Here is an 18,618-nt window from a genome sequence, read left to right as displayed (position 1 = left end):
TAAAAACTCAACCCTTACGGTTTCCCGTAAAAGAAAAACCTTCCAAAAAATTGGAAGGCTGTATAACGGGGTTAGAATTTCTTTAAATAATTCCGATGTCTTTACAAAAAGCAACAAGCTGTTCATTACTGTTGATCTGAAGCTCTTCTTTCAGGCTATTCAGTTTTTTTTCAACGCTGCTTAAGCTATTGGGCCTGATGTTATTATTCTGAAGATATACCGGAATGTTTTTTTGCAGAACTCCTTGTGAAAGAAGAGATACCAGGGTAATATCATAATCGGAGAATTCATAGCTGTTTAGCTGTTTTACATCCTGTTTCAGATCGAGAGAAAGATAATTTTTATTATCGTAGACTGAGGCAATGGCCTTTTTTAATTCCTTAGAGTCATTTCTGGCTTTACGAACGAACCCATTGATCCCATTTTCTTTAAAAAGAGAATCGATGACACCGGAACGATGTTCTGCAGAAAACACAATGGTTTTAAGAGAGGGCTGTATTTTTTTTATTGCCTGAATGAGCTCCTTACCGTCTTTGAGGTCCTGTTCACGATGGTCTTCTTCATAATAAAGGTCAGTAATTAACAGGTCATAATGGTCTCCTTCTCTATGAGATTTTTGAATCTTAGCTAACGCATCATCACAATAAGATACATAGTCAGATTGTGGAATATTTAGCTCTTCTAATGTTTTTTGTACAGAGATACTGATACTTTCGTGGTCTTCGGCTATTAAAATTTTTTTAAACATTCTTTTTCTTTTTTTAAAATGCTGGGAACGAAATGTGAATTTTCAATCCCTTTTCGGTTTGGGTATCAAAAGTAATTTCTCCATGGATTTTTTCAATACGGGAAACCGTATTAGTTAAGCCATTGTTATAAGAAATATCTCCTGGAACACCAATTCCATTGTCTGTATAATGTATTTGTATCAGGTTGTTATCTCTTTCAAATTTAAAAGCAACGAGAGTGGCCTGACTGTGTTTTTTCATATTCACCAAAAGCTCACGGAGGACCTGATAAACCTCATCTTTGGTTGTATGGGAAACATTGGCCCAAATATTCTGGCCATTTCCTGCCAGAAACGTATTTACTTCATCATTTTTGAAAGAACCAATAAGGTTGGATATTTTTTTATCAAACTCCAAGATATCGCTGGAGTATTCTTTTTCATATGAAATATCTCTTGACTTTTCATAAACAAACTCAAGTTCATCCAGAGCTCCTTCTTTATCAAAATCAGGTTGATTTTCAATTTTTGTCATGACCTGATAAATGCCGTTGGCTACAACATCATGAACTTTTTTGGACATTTTCAGCTGGGTATTTTTTACTTCGAGCTCTTTTTCCTGCTGAAGTCTTTTTTGTCTTTTTCTAAACCAAAAAATACCCCCAACTAAAACTAAGATTAAAGCCCCAATACCTGCATTTTTATAAAGTAATTCTACTTCTTTTTCTGCATTTTGCCTTTTAATCTTTTCGACATCAAATCTTATGAAGGCAAATTTGCTGTCGTTTTTATCTTTTTCTCTTTGAATACTATCATTCAACGACAGATATGTTTGAAAATTTTTGACACTTTTCTCAGGATCTAATAAAACAAGCTTTTGTAATGCTTCTAAACGATCAGTAGGGCTCTTTATTTCCCTTGCTATTTGATACATGTTTTCCGCATAGAGTAAAGCCTTTTTTCGGTCATTAATTATATAATAATCAGAAAGGTGTGCGTATCCGGCATTTTGAGCCCATTTATCATTAATCTGTTTTTCAATTTCAATGGCCTGTAGTAACTGAGGCTCTGGATTATAATTGGGATTATTTAAAGACTTTACATTTTCAAGATTTGAAAGGAGCCTTGCATATAATTTTTTATTAGTATTCTTTATTTGTGGAAGAATACTTTCATAAATTTTAATGGCTTCCGAATATTTTTTTTCGTCTTTATAGGTATTGGCCTTATTCTTTAGATATGTTAGCTTATTATCTATAGAGTCAGCATATTTTACTGCTAGGTCATAATATTTTATAGCATTAGGAAAGTCTTTTACATTATTACTTGCTATTCCTAAGTTATTATAGTTTGCACAAATGTAGGCATATTGGTCTTTATCATTTTTATCAAAAAATTGTTGTGCTTTAAGTGATAATTCCTGACCAGCATAATAATCTCCTTTGTCTGTTAAAATAATAGCCTTATTGACAATGCATTTTCCCATTCCTACACTATCTTTATGAAGCCTGAAGACATCTTCAGCTTTATCATAGTATACATATGCACTATCTGTTTTTCCTCCACTATTCAGCTCGTATGCCTTATCATAGAATAAGTTGGTTTTTGCTACGATTTTATTTTTTTGGCAGGAGAAAAGTAATAGAAGAAGAATAGCTAGAATTTTTTTCATGTAAAAAGTTTAGCATAAATTTAAAAAAAAGAACAGACATTCTATGCCTGTTCTTACTGAGTTTATTAATTTAATTTTTTGCTGAAGTAATTATTTTTTTGGAGGGGTTTGAGTGGTCTCTCCTCCCGTATCATCCGTTGGATCTGTCGGCCCGCTTTGCGTTTGCGCTGTTATCGTTATAGGATTGTTATCATTTGTTGTTACTGTATTGGCATTATTATTTGAGAATGCTAAGCTGAATAGCATTAATATAAACTGGATCATCTTCTTTAAAATTTAAAATTTGAGCATTTCTGTAGTTGCCAGTGAAACCGATCACAGGTAGAGCTACACGAATAAAAAATTTGAAGCGCTTCTAAATTTTGGGAAGTGAACCTTCAAAAACGGAGGAGAAACATCTGCTTCCCAACCCGGAGTTTTCCTCCGTTTTATCTGGTAATTTTAAAATCAGTTTTGTAAATTTGTTTTCTAATGTTTTGTTTATCACTGATTTTGTTATGGCAAAGATGGGGAAGAAAGGAAAGTAAGTGTTAGACAAAGTATGGACATCGATGGACAAGAAATGGACAGGAAGTTGTTACGGAATCCCGTAATGCGACACGGTAGAAAATCACCTATTTTGTAATTGCTTTTAAAAACTAATTATGTCCAAAAGAAAACTACTGATTCATGAAGTATTCGAACAAGCTAAAAAAGAGTCTGGAAGAGATACAAAAAGCGGTATAGCATCTTACTTGTGGACTTACTTTGAAGAGCATCTGAATTATATTATTTCAGACAAAACATTCATTAGGTATTATGAGACTTTTTTAGAAAATAATAAAGAAGTAAATATAAATCCAGATAGGCTTGATAAATTAAGTCAGTATATTGGATATGAAAGTTTTAAAGATTTTAATTGCACGTTTGAAAAAAAGATCGAAAACGAAGGAGAAAGTACTACATCGGTGAAATTTCTATTAGATGGTGAGGAAGTTTCTGTACCTGAGAAAATTTTCAATATCATTATTAAAATATCCAATAATCCTAATTTTAATGTTCCGGATTTTATGAAGAAGAACGGACTGGGTGTATTGGAATTTGTTTTAGTTGCTATGATGGTTACCGGAGGTGTTGTTTTTTCAAATAATTCTGCTGATAAGAATAGAAATGAAAATCAATTAGGCTTTATGTCATTTATGAGTACAAATAAAAATTATATGTATTGGGACGGGGAACAATTTATTGAAACAGAAAATAGTTTTATAAAGCCTGAATTTGAAGTAGTTGCCAAGAATGAACATAAACTCAAGTATTTTAAGAGAATAACAAGAAAAGACACAATGACTGTTGCGAACTCTCTCGGAAAAACATGGTATTCAAAATACAATGGGAATGTGGAGTTTTTTACGGATGATGGTACTGACCCTAATAACGGCAGAGAATTAAGAAAATCAACTTCTCTCATTCTTTATAAATATGCTGGAAAACCTAAAGACACAGTAGACGCAAAAGAATAACTTTCCTTCACAATAATTTAAAACTCACTTAAAACAACTCTGCATCGATTCCCTTAATTTCGTTTTATTTTAAGATGAATAAGGGAATATTATCATTTTTACTTTTCAGTTTCTCTCTATTGGCTGGCCAGCAAAAACCTGTACAGATTGCCTTTCTTTCCGATGTGCATTTTCAGGACTTATATGGAAGCTTTTTGGATCATGATTTTAAAGGAATTGTAAATCCTAAAACCGGAAAATCAACTATTTTAAGGACAATGGATTCTCAGCTGCGCTCCACAAGGATTTTCAATGAGAACTATTTTGCTTTTCTAAAAGCATTAGATGATATTGCGGCAAAAGGAATAAAAATTGTTGCAATGCCAGGGGATTTTTCGGATGACGGGCAGGCTTATAACCTTCGTGGTCTTCATAAAGTATTGGATCAATACCACCGGAAGCATGGGATGAATTTCTATTTAACACCCGGAAACCATGACCCTGTTGGTCCATTCAGAAATGATGGAGGGAAAGATGATTTTCTTGGAAAAGAGGGAAGACCTTTAGGAATTTACAGTAAAGAACATATCGGAAAATCGATCGATAAGATCATTACAAAAGATATTACAGAATCCGGTTATCTTGAAATTTTGAATGAATTGAAAGGATTTGGATTCTATCCCCAGAAAGAGGATTTGTTTTGGAGTACTCCGTTCGATCATGTATCATTGAAAGATTATTCATATACAAAAGCTTTACAGTCTGCTGCATATTCCAGAAGAATGTATGAAGTTGCAAAAGGTTTTTCTGTTCCGGATTTAAGTTATGTAGCTGAACCAGTGAAAGGAGTATGGATGATTGCTATTGATGGGAATACTTACCTTCCCAAAAACATAAATGAAAGTCCTCAAAACACTTCCAATTATAAAGGTGCAGCCATCGGTTATAATAATGTTCTGACGAACAAAAAGCATTTGATCCAGTGGGTAAAAAAACTTGCTGATGAAGCTAAAAGAAACAACAAAACACTGATTGCCTTTACCCATTATCCGATGATAGATTTTAATGACGGAGCCGGCCATGATATTAAAAATGTATTGGGTGAGAAAAAATGGCAGTTGGAACGTGTACCTCAGGAAGATGTTGCAAAAGTATTTGCCGAAGCCGGTCTGCAGATTCATTTTGCCGGACATATGCATATTAACGATACTGGAATAAGGAGATTTGGAGATCATTTCTTAGTAAATGTTCAGGTTCCGTCGCTGGCTGCCTATTTACCAGGCTATAAAATTCTTACACTTACATCTCCTGATAAGATGGAGGTTCAAACCGAAGTTTTATATAATGTTCCACACTTCGATGACCTTTTTCCTTTATATGAGAAGGAATATCTTGCTTTAGAAAAGGAGGGCAGAAATATTCTATGGAACAGAGAGATACTTAAAGCGAAATCCTATCACGAGTTTATGCTGTTTCATTTGCAGGAACTTGTCCGGTTGAGAATGATTCCTGATGACTGGCCTGAAGATTTTATCAAAAAAGGAAGACAACTAAACGGTAAAGATCTGCTTTTGCTTGTTCAGGACTCAAATTCTTCAATAAATGCTGATGAATTCCGCGACTGGACGTTTGATGATCTGTTGTTTGATCTATATAAATTCCAATCTGCAGATGAACTGGCAAAGAAAGATATTCCGGCAAAAAGATGGCAGCAGTACCAAATCCTGATTAGGCTTTTTGAACAAAATGAATCTAAAGACCCTTTCATCATTCAATTAAAATCTGTTTTCAGGATTCTTTCTTTGCTCTCCAGTGGAGATCCCTCAGATCATTTTGAAATTGACTTTAAAAAACAAGAAATAAAAAGGCTGTAATATTATCAGGTTTATTTTTGAAGGCGTACGAGATGATTAAGATTAAAGGTATTGTGCAATTATTTCCCAGTGACAGGATTCTTTCTTTCATAGGTGTTATTCTCAAAACTGATTTTATAATCCGATTTAAAAAGTTGGCTGGGTTGATAATAGTCTGTGGTAATTATTTGTGCACCGCTTTCCTTTGCTTTTTCAAATCTTGAATAATCTTTGTTTCGGGCTTCCATCGTATCAGCATCAGCTCTTGTACGGACAATATAACCTTGTTTTACAAGCTTTTTTATTTCAGTAATATCTTTTTTCGGTTCGTTCATGAATAGTACAGCAGATTCGGATGTGCCGGGAGTAGAATTGGTAAAAATCACTCTTCCTTTTAATGATGGATGCCCTTTGATGTACAAATCTCTGTTCTCGCTGTTATTATCCAATACGAAAAGGAATTTACCTTTCACATCTTTCAATTTTGGCCAGTTCTTGTTTAAAATAGCTTGGTTCAGTGTTTTGTAAGACCCTCTAATGTCATCCGGAGTGATTATTTTATCTTTTCCTAAATATTCTGCCAGTTCATTATCCAGCTCGTCGAAAAGTTTTGAGGTATAATGTTCAGGCTCTGTTCCAAATATATTTGCTTTTCCGTCTTTCGGTTCAAGGGTAATGAAAACAGGCGTATGATCAGGATGCTTATCAGACCATTCCTTCAGATCTTTCAAGCAGTCTTCTAATGTATAATACCAGGTTTGATAGTCTATATCTGTAATATGGATCATTTTATAGCCTGGCTTTGTCATTTTATTTTCAGGATCAAAAGGTTCAGTCGTTTTTACCAGATCCAGGATTTTCGGATGGGCATATTTCCCCCCTCTACTGTCAGCATAAACGTCAATTTCCAGATTTCTCAACCCCAGGTCCAATTGTTGGGGAATAGGCATATGTTCGTATTGAATCTTCGGTAAAGAGTTTAGAGAATCTTTCTTTGATAAATAGCTGTAAACCTCCGGAAGAATGGCTTTCTTATAAGAATTGTGTGAACCAATTACCTGAATTTCATTAAGCTTTACATTGTTAAGGTTTTGAGATTGTGACCAGAGAAGGTTTAATGAAGATAAATAGATACCCAGGAAAGCTGCCTTTTTCATTACATCAGATTTTATAGATGCGAAATTACTGACTCTTACTTTTCGATGGATTATATATTATGTTAAGTATTTTTTAATATTTTGTAAATGAAGAAAAATACAGCATTATAAGTGTCTACTAATCAGTTGTATTTTATTGTCTCATTTTAAGATATTTATATTTTATTGATTTTAAGATAATATTATGTTAAAATAGATTTGAAGCATATCCTTTTACTTTGTATGCCGAAATAAAAACTAACGATTGCCTGAAAAGAAAACCACTGTTGCGGGAACAACAGCGGCTTTTGGAATAAGCAATGTAACATCTTGCAATTACTTTACTTATTGATATGTACCACAAAATTAATTTTTTTAAGTTTAAAAAGCTAATTCCGATTGCACTCATTTTTCTGGTTTCCAACCAAGCTGATGCCAAAGGATTTACAGTAAGCTATCCTGTTTTTTCGCAGGTGAATGAAACCATTTCCGGGAATGTAACGGATCAGGAAGGATCTCCAATAGAAGGGGCGAAAATTACCGTTGTAGAAACGGGAGCTACCGCTGCTACTGACGGATCCGGAAACTTTGCAATTTTGGCAAATATCGGCCAGACGCTATCCATTTCTTATGACGGATATGTACTACAGATGGTGAAAATCTCGGGGACTTCGGTTTCTGTAAAGCTACAGTCTAAAAAAGCGGCAACTTCCATTGAAGAGGTAACGTTAGTGGGCTATGGTACCCAGAAAAAATCTGACCTTACGGGAGCAGTAAGCCAATTGAAGGCTGAGAATTTCAAAGAGGGAATGAATATTTCTGTTGATAACCTGATGCAGGGGAAAATCGCAGGTGTCCGTATCGTTCAGTCTAGCGGTGAACCGGGAGCAGGAGTGAATGTTTCCATCAGAGGTATCGGTTCCATCAGGAGCGGAAGTACCCCTCTATTCGTTGTAGATGGTGTTCCTTTGAGTAACGATGCAGTAAGTGCCACAGGTCCGAATATCGGCTTAGGAAATGCACAGGCCAAGAACCCGTTAAACTTTCTGAATACAAGTGATATTGAATCTATCACTGTTTTGAAAGATGCTTCAGCAGCAGCAATTTATGGAGCAAGAGGTTCAAACGGTGTTGTTCTGGTGACTACAAAAAGAGGGAAGAAGGGAGAGCCCCTGTTTACCTATGATACGTATTTAGGATTTTCTTCTGTAATCAAGAAATTGGATTTATTGACGGCTAATGAATACAGAGCAGCGGGTATTGACAAACTGTATGATCACGGTGGGAATACTGACTGGCAGGATGAAATTTACAGAAATGCAGTTTCATCAAATCACTCGGTATCATTTTCAAAATCTACAGATACAGGGAATTATTTTGCCTCTCTTTCACATATGGATCAGGATGGTATCGTTCTGAACAGTAATTTTAAAAGAACAACCGCGCGTTTGAATGCGGAAGAATCTTTCTTTGATAATAAACGATTAAAAATCAAACTTAATCTTACGGCGAGTGACATCCATGAAACGGGAATTCCCAATGGAGCTAATGCAGGTTCCGATGGTCAGGTCATTATTCACGCTTTAATGGCGAACCCAACACGTTCTGTGTATGATCAGAGTGGAAATTTCACGAACTTTAATATGCCCGCACACTACAATCCGTTGTATTTATTGAGTGTTTATAACGACAAGACCAATACATTCAGAGTACTGGGAAATACAGAGGCTACGCTGAGAATTTTACCTGGGTTGAATTATAAATTCAATTTGGGTATTGATAAATCAATGTCAGAAAGAAAGACCACCATGTACCCGAATTTAACTGACAGAACACCGGCAGGGCTATTTGTTCAGGCTAATTTTCAGTCTTATAACGTCCTTTTAGAGCATTATCTGACTTATGATCTTAGCTTAAATAAACATAATTTCAGTCTTCTTGGGGGATTCTCATATCAGAAATTTAAGGCTACCGGAACTTATTATGGCGTAAAAAACATTGCCAAACAGGGGGTAGGAGTTCCACCGGATATTAATCCAGGGTCTTCAGGAGATCCAATTATTCCGGCACCAGGATACGCTCAGGAAAATGAACTACAATCGTATTTCGGAAGGGTGAATTACAATTTTGACAAAAAATATTTATTAACTGCTTCTATAAGAGCTGACGGTTCTACAAGATTCGGTAAAAATAATAAATACGGATACTTTCCTTCTGTGGCTGTGGGCTGGACAATTTCTAATGAAAACTTCATGAAAGGGATCCAGATGATCAATGAATTAAAATTAAGAGGAAGCTGGGGGCAGACCGGTAATCAGGAAGTTCCTAATAAAATTACTCAGGCAAGTTCTGCTTTATCTCAGGCTGCAGGATATTATTTATATGATAATCTCAATCTGGTCAACGGAGTGGAGGTGTACAGAACACCCAACCCTGATCTGAAATGGGAAGTGGTAGAACAAACCAATATTGGTGTAGATTTCAGCTTATGGAAAAATAAACTTTACGGATCATTGGAATATTATAATAAGACAACAAAAGATCCGATTCTGAATATTCCCTCAGGGCCATTAAGTTTAACACCAACTGTCTGGAAGAACGTCAATGCACAGATCGTTAATAAAGGTTTTGAATTCTCCTTAGGAGCAGAGATTATCAAAAACGAAAATTTCACATGGAACTTTGATGTTAACGGAGCAACTGTAAATAATGTTGTTAAAAATCTTCCGGTTTCACAAGTGTTATCAGGGGAGATTTCAGGTCCGGGATTTTCCGGAGTAACTGCCAATATCTACAAAAATGGCTATGAAGCGGGATCTTTCTATATGTATCACTATTTGGGAATAGATGCTAACGGAAAATATATTTACGAGGATGTAGACGGAGACGGAGTAATAGGTCAGAATGATAAAAAAATCTTTGAAGGGGCCATACCCAACTTTACGTTCGGAATCAATTCTTATATGAAGTACAAGAAGTTTGATTTTGCATTTTCATTCATTGGGCAAACGGGGGGGTATTTAGTAAATAATACAGCGTTAGATTTAAATATCAATAGTCTGGCTTCAGACAGAAACGTTTTGAAGAATTTTTATGATTCAGGAGCAAGCTTTACAAACCAGCCGCAGCTGTCTTCTTTATATCTTGAAAAATCAGACTTTATCCGTCTGAATAATGTGAGACTGGGATATACTTTTGACATAAGCCAGCTAAAATTCCTGCGAAGTATAAACCTTTATGTAAGTGCACAGAATCTGTTCACCATTACGAGTTACACAGGTTATGATCCGCTGGTGGATACCAACAAGCAGGTAGGAGGGAATCAGTCTTTAGGAATTGATTATACAACATATCCTTCTGCTAAAACTTTTATTTTGGGAGCAACTATTAAATTTTAATTTAAAAAAATCATGAAATCTAATTTTCTAAATATTAATAAAATTGTATTATCTCTTGCAGTACTTGCTTTAATAGGGTGTACAAATCTGGACGAGAAAGTGATTGATGAGGTACTGGGTTCTGAAAATGCAGATCCTGAAGCTTCTCTGGCTGCAGCCTATGGACAGCTTGGTGACGGAACCTTTGTAGATCACGGGAGTGTTTTTGCCTTGCAGGAATATTCTACTGATGAAGCATTGCTTCCAACAAGAGGGAGTGACTGGGGAGATGGAGGAAAATGGAGAGCGATGCACGAGTTTACCTGGGATTCTAATAATGATGTTATAAAAACAACGTGGAATCAGCTGAACTTTGGGATGGCAAAATCTTTATATGCCATTGGAAGTATCAATAAAAGTAATATGAATAACAAACCTTTGTTTCTGGCAGAAGCGAAAGGGTTATTGGCATTGTACACTTACACTACTTTGGATCTTTTTGGGCAGGCTCCTTACAAGAACCCGGATAATGCAAATGCTCCCATCGAAATTAGAAAAGCAGACACAGCAATTGATGGACTGATTACGGAAGTAGAAGGGCTTATTCCCAATTTAGCAGATCTGAAAACCCAGAATACCCATGCCGGAAGATTTACAAAACAGGCGGCCTATGCATTATTGGCAGATATGTACCTGAACAGAGCCGTTTTAAAGAATAAAACTGCGGGTACGTTCAATTTTACAGAGCAGGCCGTGAGTGGAGGAGGTAATGATATGGATAAAGTAATTAAGTATTCTGACTTATTGATTAATGCTGGAATGTTTAGTTTGGAATCTAATTATTTCCACAATTTTGACATCAATAATGATACAAGTAAAGAATTGATCTTTACGATCGTTCAGAAGAAAAATTCAAATAGAAATGCAGATAATGACCTGGCCTATATGTCTATGGAAAGAAGCCAGAAACCATCTCCTGATAACAGGGGAACAAATGCATCTTGCATTACTCCTGAGTTCTATAATTCCTGGAATGGGAATTTTAATGACCCACGTTTTCAGAGACACTACCAATATGATGATGGTACATGGTTCAAAAATGATGGTACGGATGTAAGCGTACCTTCAACAAGCAAAGTGGAAGGTACAGGAAAGCCCTGGTTCCATTTTAACAGAGGATTGCAGGTTGGGCAGCAATACGGTCCCAAAATTCTTTCAAGCGGAAGTTTTGATATGACATCAGACGGAAGAATTAAAGTATATAAACTGTTTACGGAAAAAACACCGACACTTGCTGCCGATTTTACTCCAGAACTGAATTTTGATAATCCTTCGGAAGCCGTATTTACACAGGCTCAGATCAACAGAGGGGTAAGAAACTTCAAATTTGAATTTGACCCCGGATATGCTAATAACGGAACAAGCGGAATGGATGTCCCTCTGTACAGATTAGGAACAATCTACATGATGAGAGCAGAAGCATTTTTCAGAAATGGAAATGTAGCAGCAGCATTGGCAGATGTAAATAAACTGAGGACAAGCAGAACACGTGAAGCATTATACAACAGTGCTCCCGGTGTTGCCATTGCCTCTCTGGATGCTAATACTTTGTTTAAAGAATCAGGATATGAGCTGTATTGGGAAATGTACAGAAGAAAGGCGATGATCAGATTTGGGAAATTTGATTTGGCCGGAACTGCCAAATCAGCTTCTCAGCCTTACAGAAGAATCTTCCCGATTCCTCAGTCAGCGATTGATGCCTCAAAAGATTTCACACAAAACCCGGGATACTAGTTATCTTCATATAAAACGATTATTTTTTGCGCAGACAAAAGCGAAGAGATTTTTCTCCTCGCTTTTGTTATTCTTATACGTTTTAATGGTAATAATACTGAACTATTCAGCATTCAGCATTCCCAGTTCTCCGTAATATTTTTTAAACTTCTGGATTTTAGGGCCTACTACAGCGCTGCAATAAGGTTGTGTAGGATTTTCATTGTAATATCCCTGATGATATTGCTCTGCGGGCCAGAATTTTTCAAACGGTGCTAATTCTGTTACATAGGTTCCGGGCCATCTTCCTGAATCCTGAGATACTTTTACAGCTTGTTCTGCTTTTGCTTTCTCCGCATCATCTTTATAATAAATAACGGAGCGGTATTGCGTTCCGATATCATTACCCTGTCTGTTCAGCTGAGTAGGATCATGAAGGAAGAAGAATACATCCATCAATTGCTCATAGGAAATAATAGCCGGATCATAAGTGATCTGTACTACTTCTGCATGTCCTGTTTCGCCGGTGCAGACTTCCTGATAAGTAGGATTGTCTTTATGCCCTCCCGAATATCCGGAGACTGCAGACTTTACACCTTTCAGCAGGTTAAAGCAGCTTTCTACACACCAGAAACATCCGCCACCGAAAGTGATTTGCTCTAAATTATTGTTGTCCATTTTTGGTAATATATTGTTTTATTATTTTTTTCAGCATCAGAAGATGATCCGGAAAAACAGATCAAAAGTAAGAAAAACCTGATGGATTTTCATACGAATCTTACGAATTGTTCTCATAGATAAGACAAATGATAACGGATCAATGAAAATAGAAAAACAGTGCCAAACGTGAACTCAAGTGATGTCTTATAGATAGAGACCGGTAAAAGGATTTATAGAGCCATGGCTGAAATAAAAAAGAGGCTTTCCCATTACGAGAAAGCCTTCCTTGTGTATTATGTCGGATCAGTTATTTTTCCCAAACTAAAGCACTTGCTCCAAGAATAGCAGCATCTGCTTCGTCAAGCTCACTGAATACCAGTTTTACTTTATTTCTGAAAATAGGAAGAAGGTTTCTTTCCATATGAAGCTTCGCAGGCTTTAAAATAAAATCTCCGGCTTTGATTACTCCTCCGAATAAAAGGATCGCTTGCGGAGATGAGAACATTACAAAATTAGCTAATGCTTCACCCAGTTTTTGGCCTGTATATCTGAAAACTTCAATGGCAATTGGGTCTTCTTTTAGAGCACATTCATATACTGTCTTAGAATTGATTTCGTCCTCAGGATATTGGTTCAGCATAGATTCAGGGAATTCTGCCCTCATTTTCTTTGCTGTAATTGTAATTCCTGTTGCCGAAGCGTAGGCTTCCAGGCTTCCTTCAGAACCCGTACTCCAGTGTTTTCTTCCACCTGGCTTCACGATGGTGTGTCCCAGTTCTCCTGCAAAACCGTCATGCCCGTAGATTAAACTTCCGTTGGCAATGATTCCGCTGCCTACCCCTGTTCCTAAAGTGATCATGATGAAGTCTTTCATTCCTCGTGCTGCTCCGAAAAGCATTTCTCCCAAGGCTGCTGCATTAGCATCATTGGTAACTGTACAAGGCAGACCGAATTTTGCCGTCATCAGTTCGGCAAAAGGAATCACACCTTTCCAGGGTAGATTGGGAGCCAGCTCTATAGTTCCCTTATAATAGTTTGCATTGGGTGCCCCTACTCCAATTCCGTCAAAGTTTTTTTCAGATCCATGCTTTTCCATCAAAGGAAATACATGATCATATAAAGCATCGATAAAATCTTCTACTTTATCATAAGCATCGGTTTTGAGGTTTCCTTTATCCAGAACTTCTCCACGGTGGTTTACGATTCCGAACTTGGTATTGGTCCCGCCGATGTCAACTCCAAGGGCAACTTGTTTTGATAAATCTATTAATGACATTTCTATTATTAAATTCTAAGCTCTAAAATTATAAAAAAGATTGTATTAATGGATTATTAACTAGGTTTTATTTAAAAGATTAAGCCGTTTTTACCTTTTTTTTCTTTTTTCTTCCCCACCAGATCAAAAATCCGGTTACCGGAAGTGTGGCACAAATAAGACTTACAATGAAAGCAATAATCTTGGTAGGAAGCCCCAGAATAGCTCCTACGTGAATATCATAATTGGCATTTACTACCTTTTCTCCAAAGTTTTTGTCTTTGGGATCATGGGTGTGAAGCAGTTCTCCGGAGTTTTCATCAAAAATAAGGCTGCTGCTTTTATGATAAGAGTAGGAGAGATGCTTTACATATACCTCAAAGTTCGGGTGCTCATGATCGTCCATATGCTCGTGGCCTAAATCTATGGCAAAACCGTAGGAATCCGGATACTTTTCCTTTACAGTGTTGATGATCTTGTCTAGTGTTCCTTCCGTTCTTAGCTCAATAGGTGCCTTTGTTTTAATGTGAGAATAATCAGGATATTTTGTTTCTCCGCCTGAGAAGACTACATATATCATTGCCTGAACCACAAAGAACGCATAGAATAGGCCGGTAACAGAAAAGATTAGGGCAAAGATAGACGCATAAAAACCCAGTACATTATGAAGGTCATAGTTCTTTCTTTTCCAGCTTTTGATATTTTTCCATTTGAATCCGAAACGCTGCTTTCTGGCTGCTTTATTTTTTGGCCACCATAAAACAATTCCTGTGATAAGCATAATAACGAAGATAATAACCGGTATTCCCACTACATAAGTTCCCCAGTCCTGCTTGAGAAGGAAGCTCCAGTGGATCATTTTTACAATATTGAAGAATCCGTTTTTCTCATCATACACCCGAAGTACTTTTCCTGTATAAGGATTTACATAGGCCTGTTTGTAGATAGGAAATTCATCAAAATAATTCCAGGAATCCGTATTGTGCTCATACCAGAAGAACATATAAGACATTTTCTTATCTATAGGAATATTTACCCAGTGAATAGGGTATTTTTCTTTTACCTGTTCTGCAACAGCTTTTTCCATAACTCTGATAGGAAGAATCTGCTTCTGGTCAATGTTCTGTTCCTGATGATAAATGACATCTTTACGGGTAATATTTTCTACTTCATCTTTAAATACATACAATGCTCCCGTAATAGAGATAATAAAGATGAGGAATCCGATGCTCAGTCCAAGCCATAAATGTAGTTTGGCCGACCATTTTTTAAAGAATCCCGGTTTCTTTTTATGATGATGATTTTTCTTCATATTCAAATTGAATCTTAAGCAAAGATAAACTTTACTCTTTATTTAGTTTAATTAAAATTTATATTCAATCATAAATGTTCCTCTCATTCCCAGAGCATTAATATAGTCGCTGTCTCTTGCTGACCACCATGCAATGGAAGGCTGATACACTTTATTGAATATGTTTTCAATACCCAAAGAAACTCTCCAGTTATGGTTTACTTCATAGCTTGATTTAAAATTAAAAACAGTATAGTCTGGAACATATCCTTCACCATAGGCATAAAGGCCTGTTTTTGCATTCGGGTCAAATCTGTTTTGTTTAAAAGAATGAAGCATGTCAAGCCCGATTGATAAGGCAGGAATTGGTTTCCCCTGAATATAAGCAAGCACTTTAGGAGCTGAAATTCTGCTGTTATTGATTTTCGTAGAGTAATCTCCGTCATCTTTTACAGAAGTGATTCCTTCCATCCAGCTGTAACTTCCACCGAACTGAACCCACCTTACCGGAGTAAAATGTAAGAAGCCTTCAACTCCATATACGATTTCCGGTGATCTCTGAATCATTAATGCACGGTCCGGACTCTGTACGAATGATGCCCCCAGTTTAGAAGTACTCACATAAGAAGTTAATTCATAATTTAACCAGCTTGCAAGCTGTCCTGTTGCCCCAAATTCATAGTTGTTGACAATGATTGGCTTTGTTTCAAGATTCTTAATAGTTTCAGAAGTTGAGGTTCTTAAGATTCTTCCCAGCTCATTGATAGAGTAGGCCTGTGAAAAGCTTCCGAACAGATTAATATATGGCTCAATATTGTAACGCACTCCAATGTTTCCTACAAGGGCATTGTAGCTCAAATTTCCTCCTGCTACAGGAATACTTTTTGTAAATGTTCCGTCACTTTTAACTACAGAAAGGGTATTGAAATCATCTACGTTGACTTTAATATTTTCATAACGAAGACCTCCTTTAATGGTCAGCTTCTTGAACAGGTCAATTTTTGCCAGTAAGAAAGGCGCTACGTTGGTCATAGTCATGTTCGGAGTCCAGAACCTACCATCTTCCAGCTTCTGTACAGTATTGTCATTCAGGATATCTGCTCCGTAAATAATTTCGGCCTGTGAATTGTGAGTATTCCAAAGCTGGGTGTCAAAATTAAACCTTGCTCCCATCTTTTTGGAAAGAACATTAGACTGCCCGCCATTAAAAAAGGTATCACTATACCCGTAAACCGTTTTAAAATCCTGATAATAAAGGTTAATATTTAAAGAAGTTCCGGCAAATAGATTTTTATTGTCGTAACTTACTCTGACGTTGTGGTTTTTTGGTGTTCCCTGAGGAGTTGTTTCCAATCCTTTTCCTAGTCCTTCTCCTATGGTAGGGGTGATGCCGTATCTCCCTGTTTTTAATCCTAAATTCAGGTTTGATTTTGAAGAATAGCCGATATAGGAAGCTTCAATTCTTTGGTTATCATTGATATCATACCCTAATTTCAACATTCCGTTGTAATTATCCATTTTTGCAGTACTGTAAGTAGGGCTCAGCATGATACCATCCGCGTCTTTCATATAACCCGTCCTTTCATAAGCTAAGGAAAGGGTATAGTCAAATTTATTGACCTTTCCTGACAAAAGCTGGCTGGCTCTTACTCCTAAAGTACCACCATAAGGCTGCCCGGTAAGACCAATCTGTGAAATTCCTGATATTTTCTTATCCGTTTTACTTCTTTTTGTAATATAATTGATAATACCACCATCTGCTCCGTTTCCATAGATAGATGATGCTCCTTTTATTACTTCAATTCTTTCAATGGCTGATGGATCAATGACTCTTACGTCTCTTGCTCCGTTTCGAAGTGGAGTAGACTGAGGAATACCGTCAATCAAAACCAAAACCTGACGCCCTCGTAAAGTCTGCCCCGTGTTCGAAGTCTGCCCGGAATTGGTTCCTAAACTGGGAACAGTATATTGCAGAATACTCGTAATATCTGAGTTGACCGTCAGCTGAGACTGAATCTGTTTTTCCCCTACAATTGTGATGGAACTTGGAACTTCTTTTATATTTTCCTTTTTCCTTGAGGCGGTCATAACTACTTCTTCAACATTTTTGGTCTGTAATGTATCTTTAACCTGAGCGAAAACGGTAGTAGTTCCTAAGCAGGCAGCTGATAAAAGCACTTTTTTCATTATATTTTCTTTCCTTGTTTCTTTCTTTTTCCCCACCAGATCAAAAATCCGGTGACAGGGAGTGATGTGCAGATGAGGCCGGCAATGAACCAGATGATTTTTCCAAACAGTCCAAAGTAGGAGCCTGTATGAATATCATAATTGGCATTGGCGTATTTTTCTGCGTTGTTCAGTTGCTGATGAGGTTTATTGGCTAGTAGTTTTCCTGAGTATTTATCAAAAGTCAGCAGGTTTCTCTCACTGAATCTTCCGTCTTGCCCATAAATGGAAACAGGGAGGTTTTTAAGTTCCTTCCCTTTTTTAGTTTTTCCGTTTAAAGATATTCTGAAACTTGATGAACCTGCATATAATTTTTCAGTCTGGGAAGCGGCAATATCAAAAATGGCTTCATTCTTCACCATTAATGAGTCCGGTGATTTGAGCTCTTTTTCCTTAGGAAGATCCAGAGAACCGGATAATACAACGTTGAACGTATTTTTCACATAAGGATAAGCGAAATAGATTCCGGTAACGCTCAGCAGTAAGGCAATAAATGAGGCATAGAACCCCAGTACGTTGTGAAGATCGTAGTTTTTACGTTTCCAGGTTTTCACATTTTCCCAGGAGAACCAAAATCTTCCTTTTCTGGCATTTTTATTTTTAGGCCACCACAAAATGATTCCTGTAATGAGCATGAAAATAAAAAGTACGGTTGGAATTCCTACAACATATTTGCCCCAGTCGGAATTCAGGAGAAGACCCCAATGAATGTATTTTAAGATATTAAAAAAATCATATTTCTCATTGTAAATACCAAGAACCTCTCCGGTGTACTGATTGACATAAACCTGTTTGTTGATGAGTACTTCCTGAAAGTAATTCCATCCCTTTTTATTTTTTTCATAATATAGGAAACGATAGGATTTACTTTTGTCTAAAGGAATTTCAACGGAGGTTAAAGGATACTTTTCATTAAGCTCCAGACTTACTTTCTCCCGAAGCAGATTAATTGATAAAGGTTTTGCTCCGGGGTCTCCCTGCTTTACATAAATAGCCTCCTTACGTAAGCTATTCTGTACTTCATCCTTAAAAACATATAAAGTCCCTGTAAGAGAGACTATAAAAACAATAATACCAACGGACAAGCCAAACCACAGATGTAGTTTGGCAGACCATTTCTTTGTAAAAGAAACTTTCTTTTTATGATGCTTTTTTCTCATAGCAAAAAGT

Annotated in this window: 13 protein-coding genes; 4 read left to right on the top strand and 9 right to left on the bottom strand. The window is 36.7% G+C overall.

Translation table 11 applies throughout. The features are described from left to right. Window positions 1-82: 82 nt before the first annotated feature. From AC27VX_RS00115 to AC27VX_RS00105, 3 genes are all read right to left on the bottom strand, one after another. The gene (locus AC27VX_RS00115) at window positions 83-748 is read right to left on the bottom strand and encodes a response regulator (RefSeq protein WP_300687822.1); all 666 of its coding nucleotides are present in this window, start codon (window positions 746-748) and stop codon (window positions 83-85) included. Between the two features lie 13 nt (window positions 749-761). Further along, entirely contained in the window at window positions 762-2,399 is a 1,638-nt protein-coding gene (locus AC27VX_RS00110) for a tetratricopeptide repeat-containing sensor histidine kinase (RefSeq protein WP_488693269.1), read from the bottom strand. Window positions 2,400-2,489: 90 nt separating this feature from the next. After that, complete coding sequence (locus AC27VX_RS00105) at window positions 2,490-2,663, bottom strand: hypothetical protein (RefSeq protein ID WP_300687826.1); 174 nt, start codon at window positions 2,661-2,663, stop codon at window positions 2,490-2,492. Window positions 2,664-3,043: 380 nt separating this feature from the next. On the opposite strand from AC27VX_RS00105, the gene AC27VX_RS00100 reads away from it, so the two are divergent. Together AC27VX_RS00100 and AC27VX_RS00095 are read left to right on the top strand one after the other, a co-directional pair. Continuing rightward, window positions 3,044-3,898: a hypothetical protein gene (locus AC27VX_RS00100; protein WP_488693267.1), complete on the top strand. Its 855-nt coding sequence runs from the start codon at window positions 3,044-3,046 to the stop codon at window positions 3,896-3,898. A gap of 74 nt (window positions 3,899-3,972) precedes the next feature. After that, window positions 3,973-5,751: a metallophosphoesterase family protein gene (locus tag AC27VX_RS00095; protein WP_488693265.1), complete on the top strand. Its 1,779-nt coding sequence runs from the start codon at window positions 3,973-3,975 to the stop codon at window positions 5,749-5,751. A gap of 59 nt (window positions 5,752-5,810) precedes the next feature. Here the strand turns inward: AC27VX_RS00095 and AC27VX_RS00090 are convergent, their stop codons facing one another. Continuing rightward, the gene (locus AC27VX_RS00090; RefSeq protein ID WP_488693263.1) at window positions 5,811-6,887 is read right to left on the bottom strand and encodes a phosphatidylinositol-specific phospholipase C1-like protein; all 1,077 of its coding nucleotides are present in this window, start codon (window positions 6,885-6,887) and stop codon (window positions 5,811-5,813) included. A 332-nt stretch (window positions 6,888-7,219) separates the two neighbouring features. Between AC27VX_RS00090 and AC27VX_RS00085 the strand changes: the two genes are divergently transcribed. Beyond that, complete coding sequence (locus AC27VX_RS00085; protein ID WP_488693261.1) at window positions 7,220-10,264, top strand: SusC/RagA family TonB-linked outer membrane protein; 3,045 nt, start codon at window positions 7,220-7,222, stop codon at window positions 10,262-10,264. A gap of 12 nt (window positions 10,265-10,276) precedes the next feature. Further along, the gene (locus AC27VX_RS00080; RefSeq protein WP_488693259.1) at window positions 10,277-12,037 is read left to right on the top strand and encodes a RagB/SusD family nutrient uptake outer membrane protein; all 1,761 of its coding nucleotides are present in this window, start codon (window positions 10,277-10,279) and stop codon (window positions 12,035-12,037) included. A gap of 102 nt (window positions 12,038-12,139) precedes the next feature. On the opposite strand, the gene msrA is transcribed toward AC27VX_RS00080, so the two are convergent. The 5 genes from msrA to AC27VX_RS00055 all read right to left on the bottom strand — a co-directional run bounded on the left by msrA (window position 12,140) and on the right by AC27VX_RS00055 (window position 18,608). Beyond that, window positions 12,140-12,694, bottom strand: a complete 555-nt coding sequence (msrA, locus tag AC27VX_RS00075; RefSeq protein ID WP_236856566.1) for a peptide-methionine (S)-S-oxide reductase MsrA — start codon at window positions 12,692-12,694, stop codon at window positions 12,140-12,142. A gap of 289 nt (window positions 12,695-12,983) precedes the next feature. Beyond that, entirely contained in the window at window positions 12,984-13,952 is a 969-nt protein-coding gene (locus AC27VX_RS00070) for an ROK family protein (RefSeq protein ID WP_236856565.1), read from the bottom strand. A gap of 79 nt (window positions 13,953-14,031) precedes the next feature. Continuing rightward, window positions 14,032-15,243 carry a PepSY-associated TM helix domain-containing protein gene (locus AC27VX_RS00065; RefSeq protein ID WP_488693256.1) on the bottom strand — a complete coding sequence of 404 codons (1,212 nt, stop codon included), beginning with the start codon at window positions 15,241-15,243 and terminating at the stop codon, window positions 14,032-14,034. Window positions 15,244-15,294: 51 nt separating this feature from the next. Further along, a complete protein-coding gene (locus AC27VX_RS00060; protein WP_488693254.1) occupies window positions 15,295-17,409 on the bottom strand; it encodes a TonB-dependent receptor in 2,115 nt (704 codons plus the stop codon). Continuing rightward, complete coding sequence (locus AC27VX_RS00055) at window positions 17,409-18,608, bottom strand: PepSY-associated TM helix domain-containing protein (RefSeq protein WP_488693252.1); 1,200 nt, start codon at window positions 18,606-18,608, stop codon at window positions 17,409-17,411. The genes AC27VX_RS00060 and AC27VX_RS00055 overlap by 1 nt, the downstream gene beginning before the upstream one ends. Window positions 18,609-18,618 lie beyond the last annotated feature (10 nt).

It is taken from the genome of Chryseobacterium sp. 14P4.3.2 (genome assembly GCF_057799275.1).
This window is presented reverse-complemented; position numbering and strand designations above follow the sequence as displayed.

What these genes read in the sequence shown, in the direction of transcription:
- AC27VX_RS00095 (WP_488693265.1), top strand. Translation starts at nt 3,973, where the DNA reads ATGAATAAGGGAATATTATCATTTTTACTTTTCAGTTTCTCTCTATTG.
- AC27VX_RS00085 (WP_488693261.1), top strand. Translation starts at nt 7,220, where the DNA reads ATGTACCACAAAATTAATTTTTTTAAGTTTAAAAAGCTAATTCCGATT.
- AC27VX_RS00070 (WP_236856565.1), bottom strand. Translation starts at nt 13,952, where the DNA reads ATGTCATTAATAGATTTATCAAAACAAGTTGCCCTTGGAGTTGACATC.
- AC27VX_RS00090 (WP_488693263.1), bottom strand. Translation starts at nt 6,887, where the DNA reads ATGAAAAAGGCAGCTTTCCTGGGTATCTATTTATCTTCATTAAACCTT.
- AC27VX_RS00080 (WP_488693259.1), top strand. Translation starts at nt 10,277, where the DNA reads ATGAAATCTAATTTTCTAAATATTAATAAAATTGTATTATCTCTTGCA.
- msrA (WP_236856566.1), bottom strand. Translation starts at nt 12,694, where the DNA reads ATGGACAACAATAATTTAGAGCAAATCACTTTCGGTGGCGGATGTTTC.
- AC27VX_RS00060 (WP_488693254.1), bottom strand. Translation starts at nt 17,409, where the DNA reads ATGAAAAAAGTGCTTTTATCAGCTGCCTGCTTAGGAACTACTACCGTT.
- AC27VX_RS00055 (WP_488693252.1), bottom strand. Translation starts at nt 18,608, where the DNA reads ATGAGAAAAAAGCATCATAAAAAGAAAGTTTCTTTTACAAAGAAATGG.
- AC27VX_RS00105 (WP_300687826.1), bottom strand. Translation starts at nt 2,663, where the DNA reads ATGATCCAGTTTATATTAATGCTATTCAGCTTAGCATTCTCAAATAAT.
- AC27VX_RS00065 (WP_488693256.1), bottom strand. Translation starts at nt 15,243, where the DNA reads ATGAAGAAAAATCATCATCATAAAAAGAAACCGGGATTCTTTAAAAAA.
- AC27VX_RS00110 (WP_488693269.1), bottom strand. Translation starts at nt 2,399, where the DNA reads ATGAAAAAAATTCTAGCTATTCTTCTTCTATTACTTTTCTCCTGCCAA.
- AC27VX_RS00115 (WP_300687822.1), bottom strand. Translation starts at nt 748, where the DNA reads ATGTTTAAAAAAATTTTAATAGCCGAAGACCACGAAAGTATCAGTATC.
- AC27VX_RS00100 (WP_488693267.1), top strand. Translation starts at nt 3,044, where the DNA reads ATGTCCAAAAGAAAACTACTGATTCATGAAGTATTCGAACAAGCTAAA.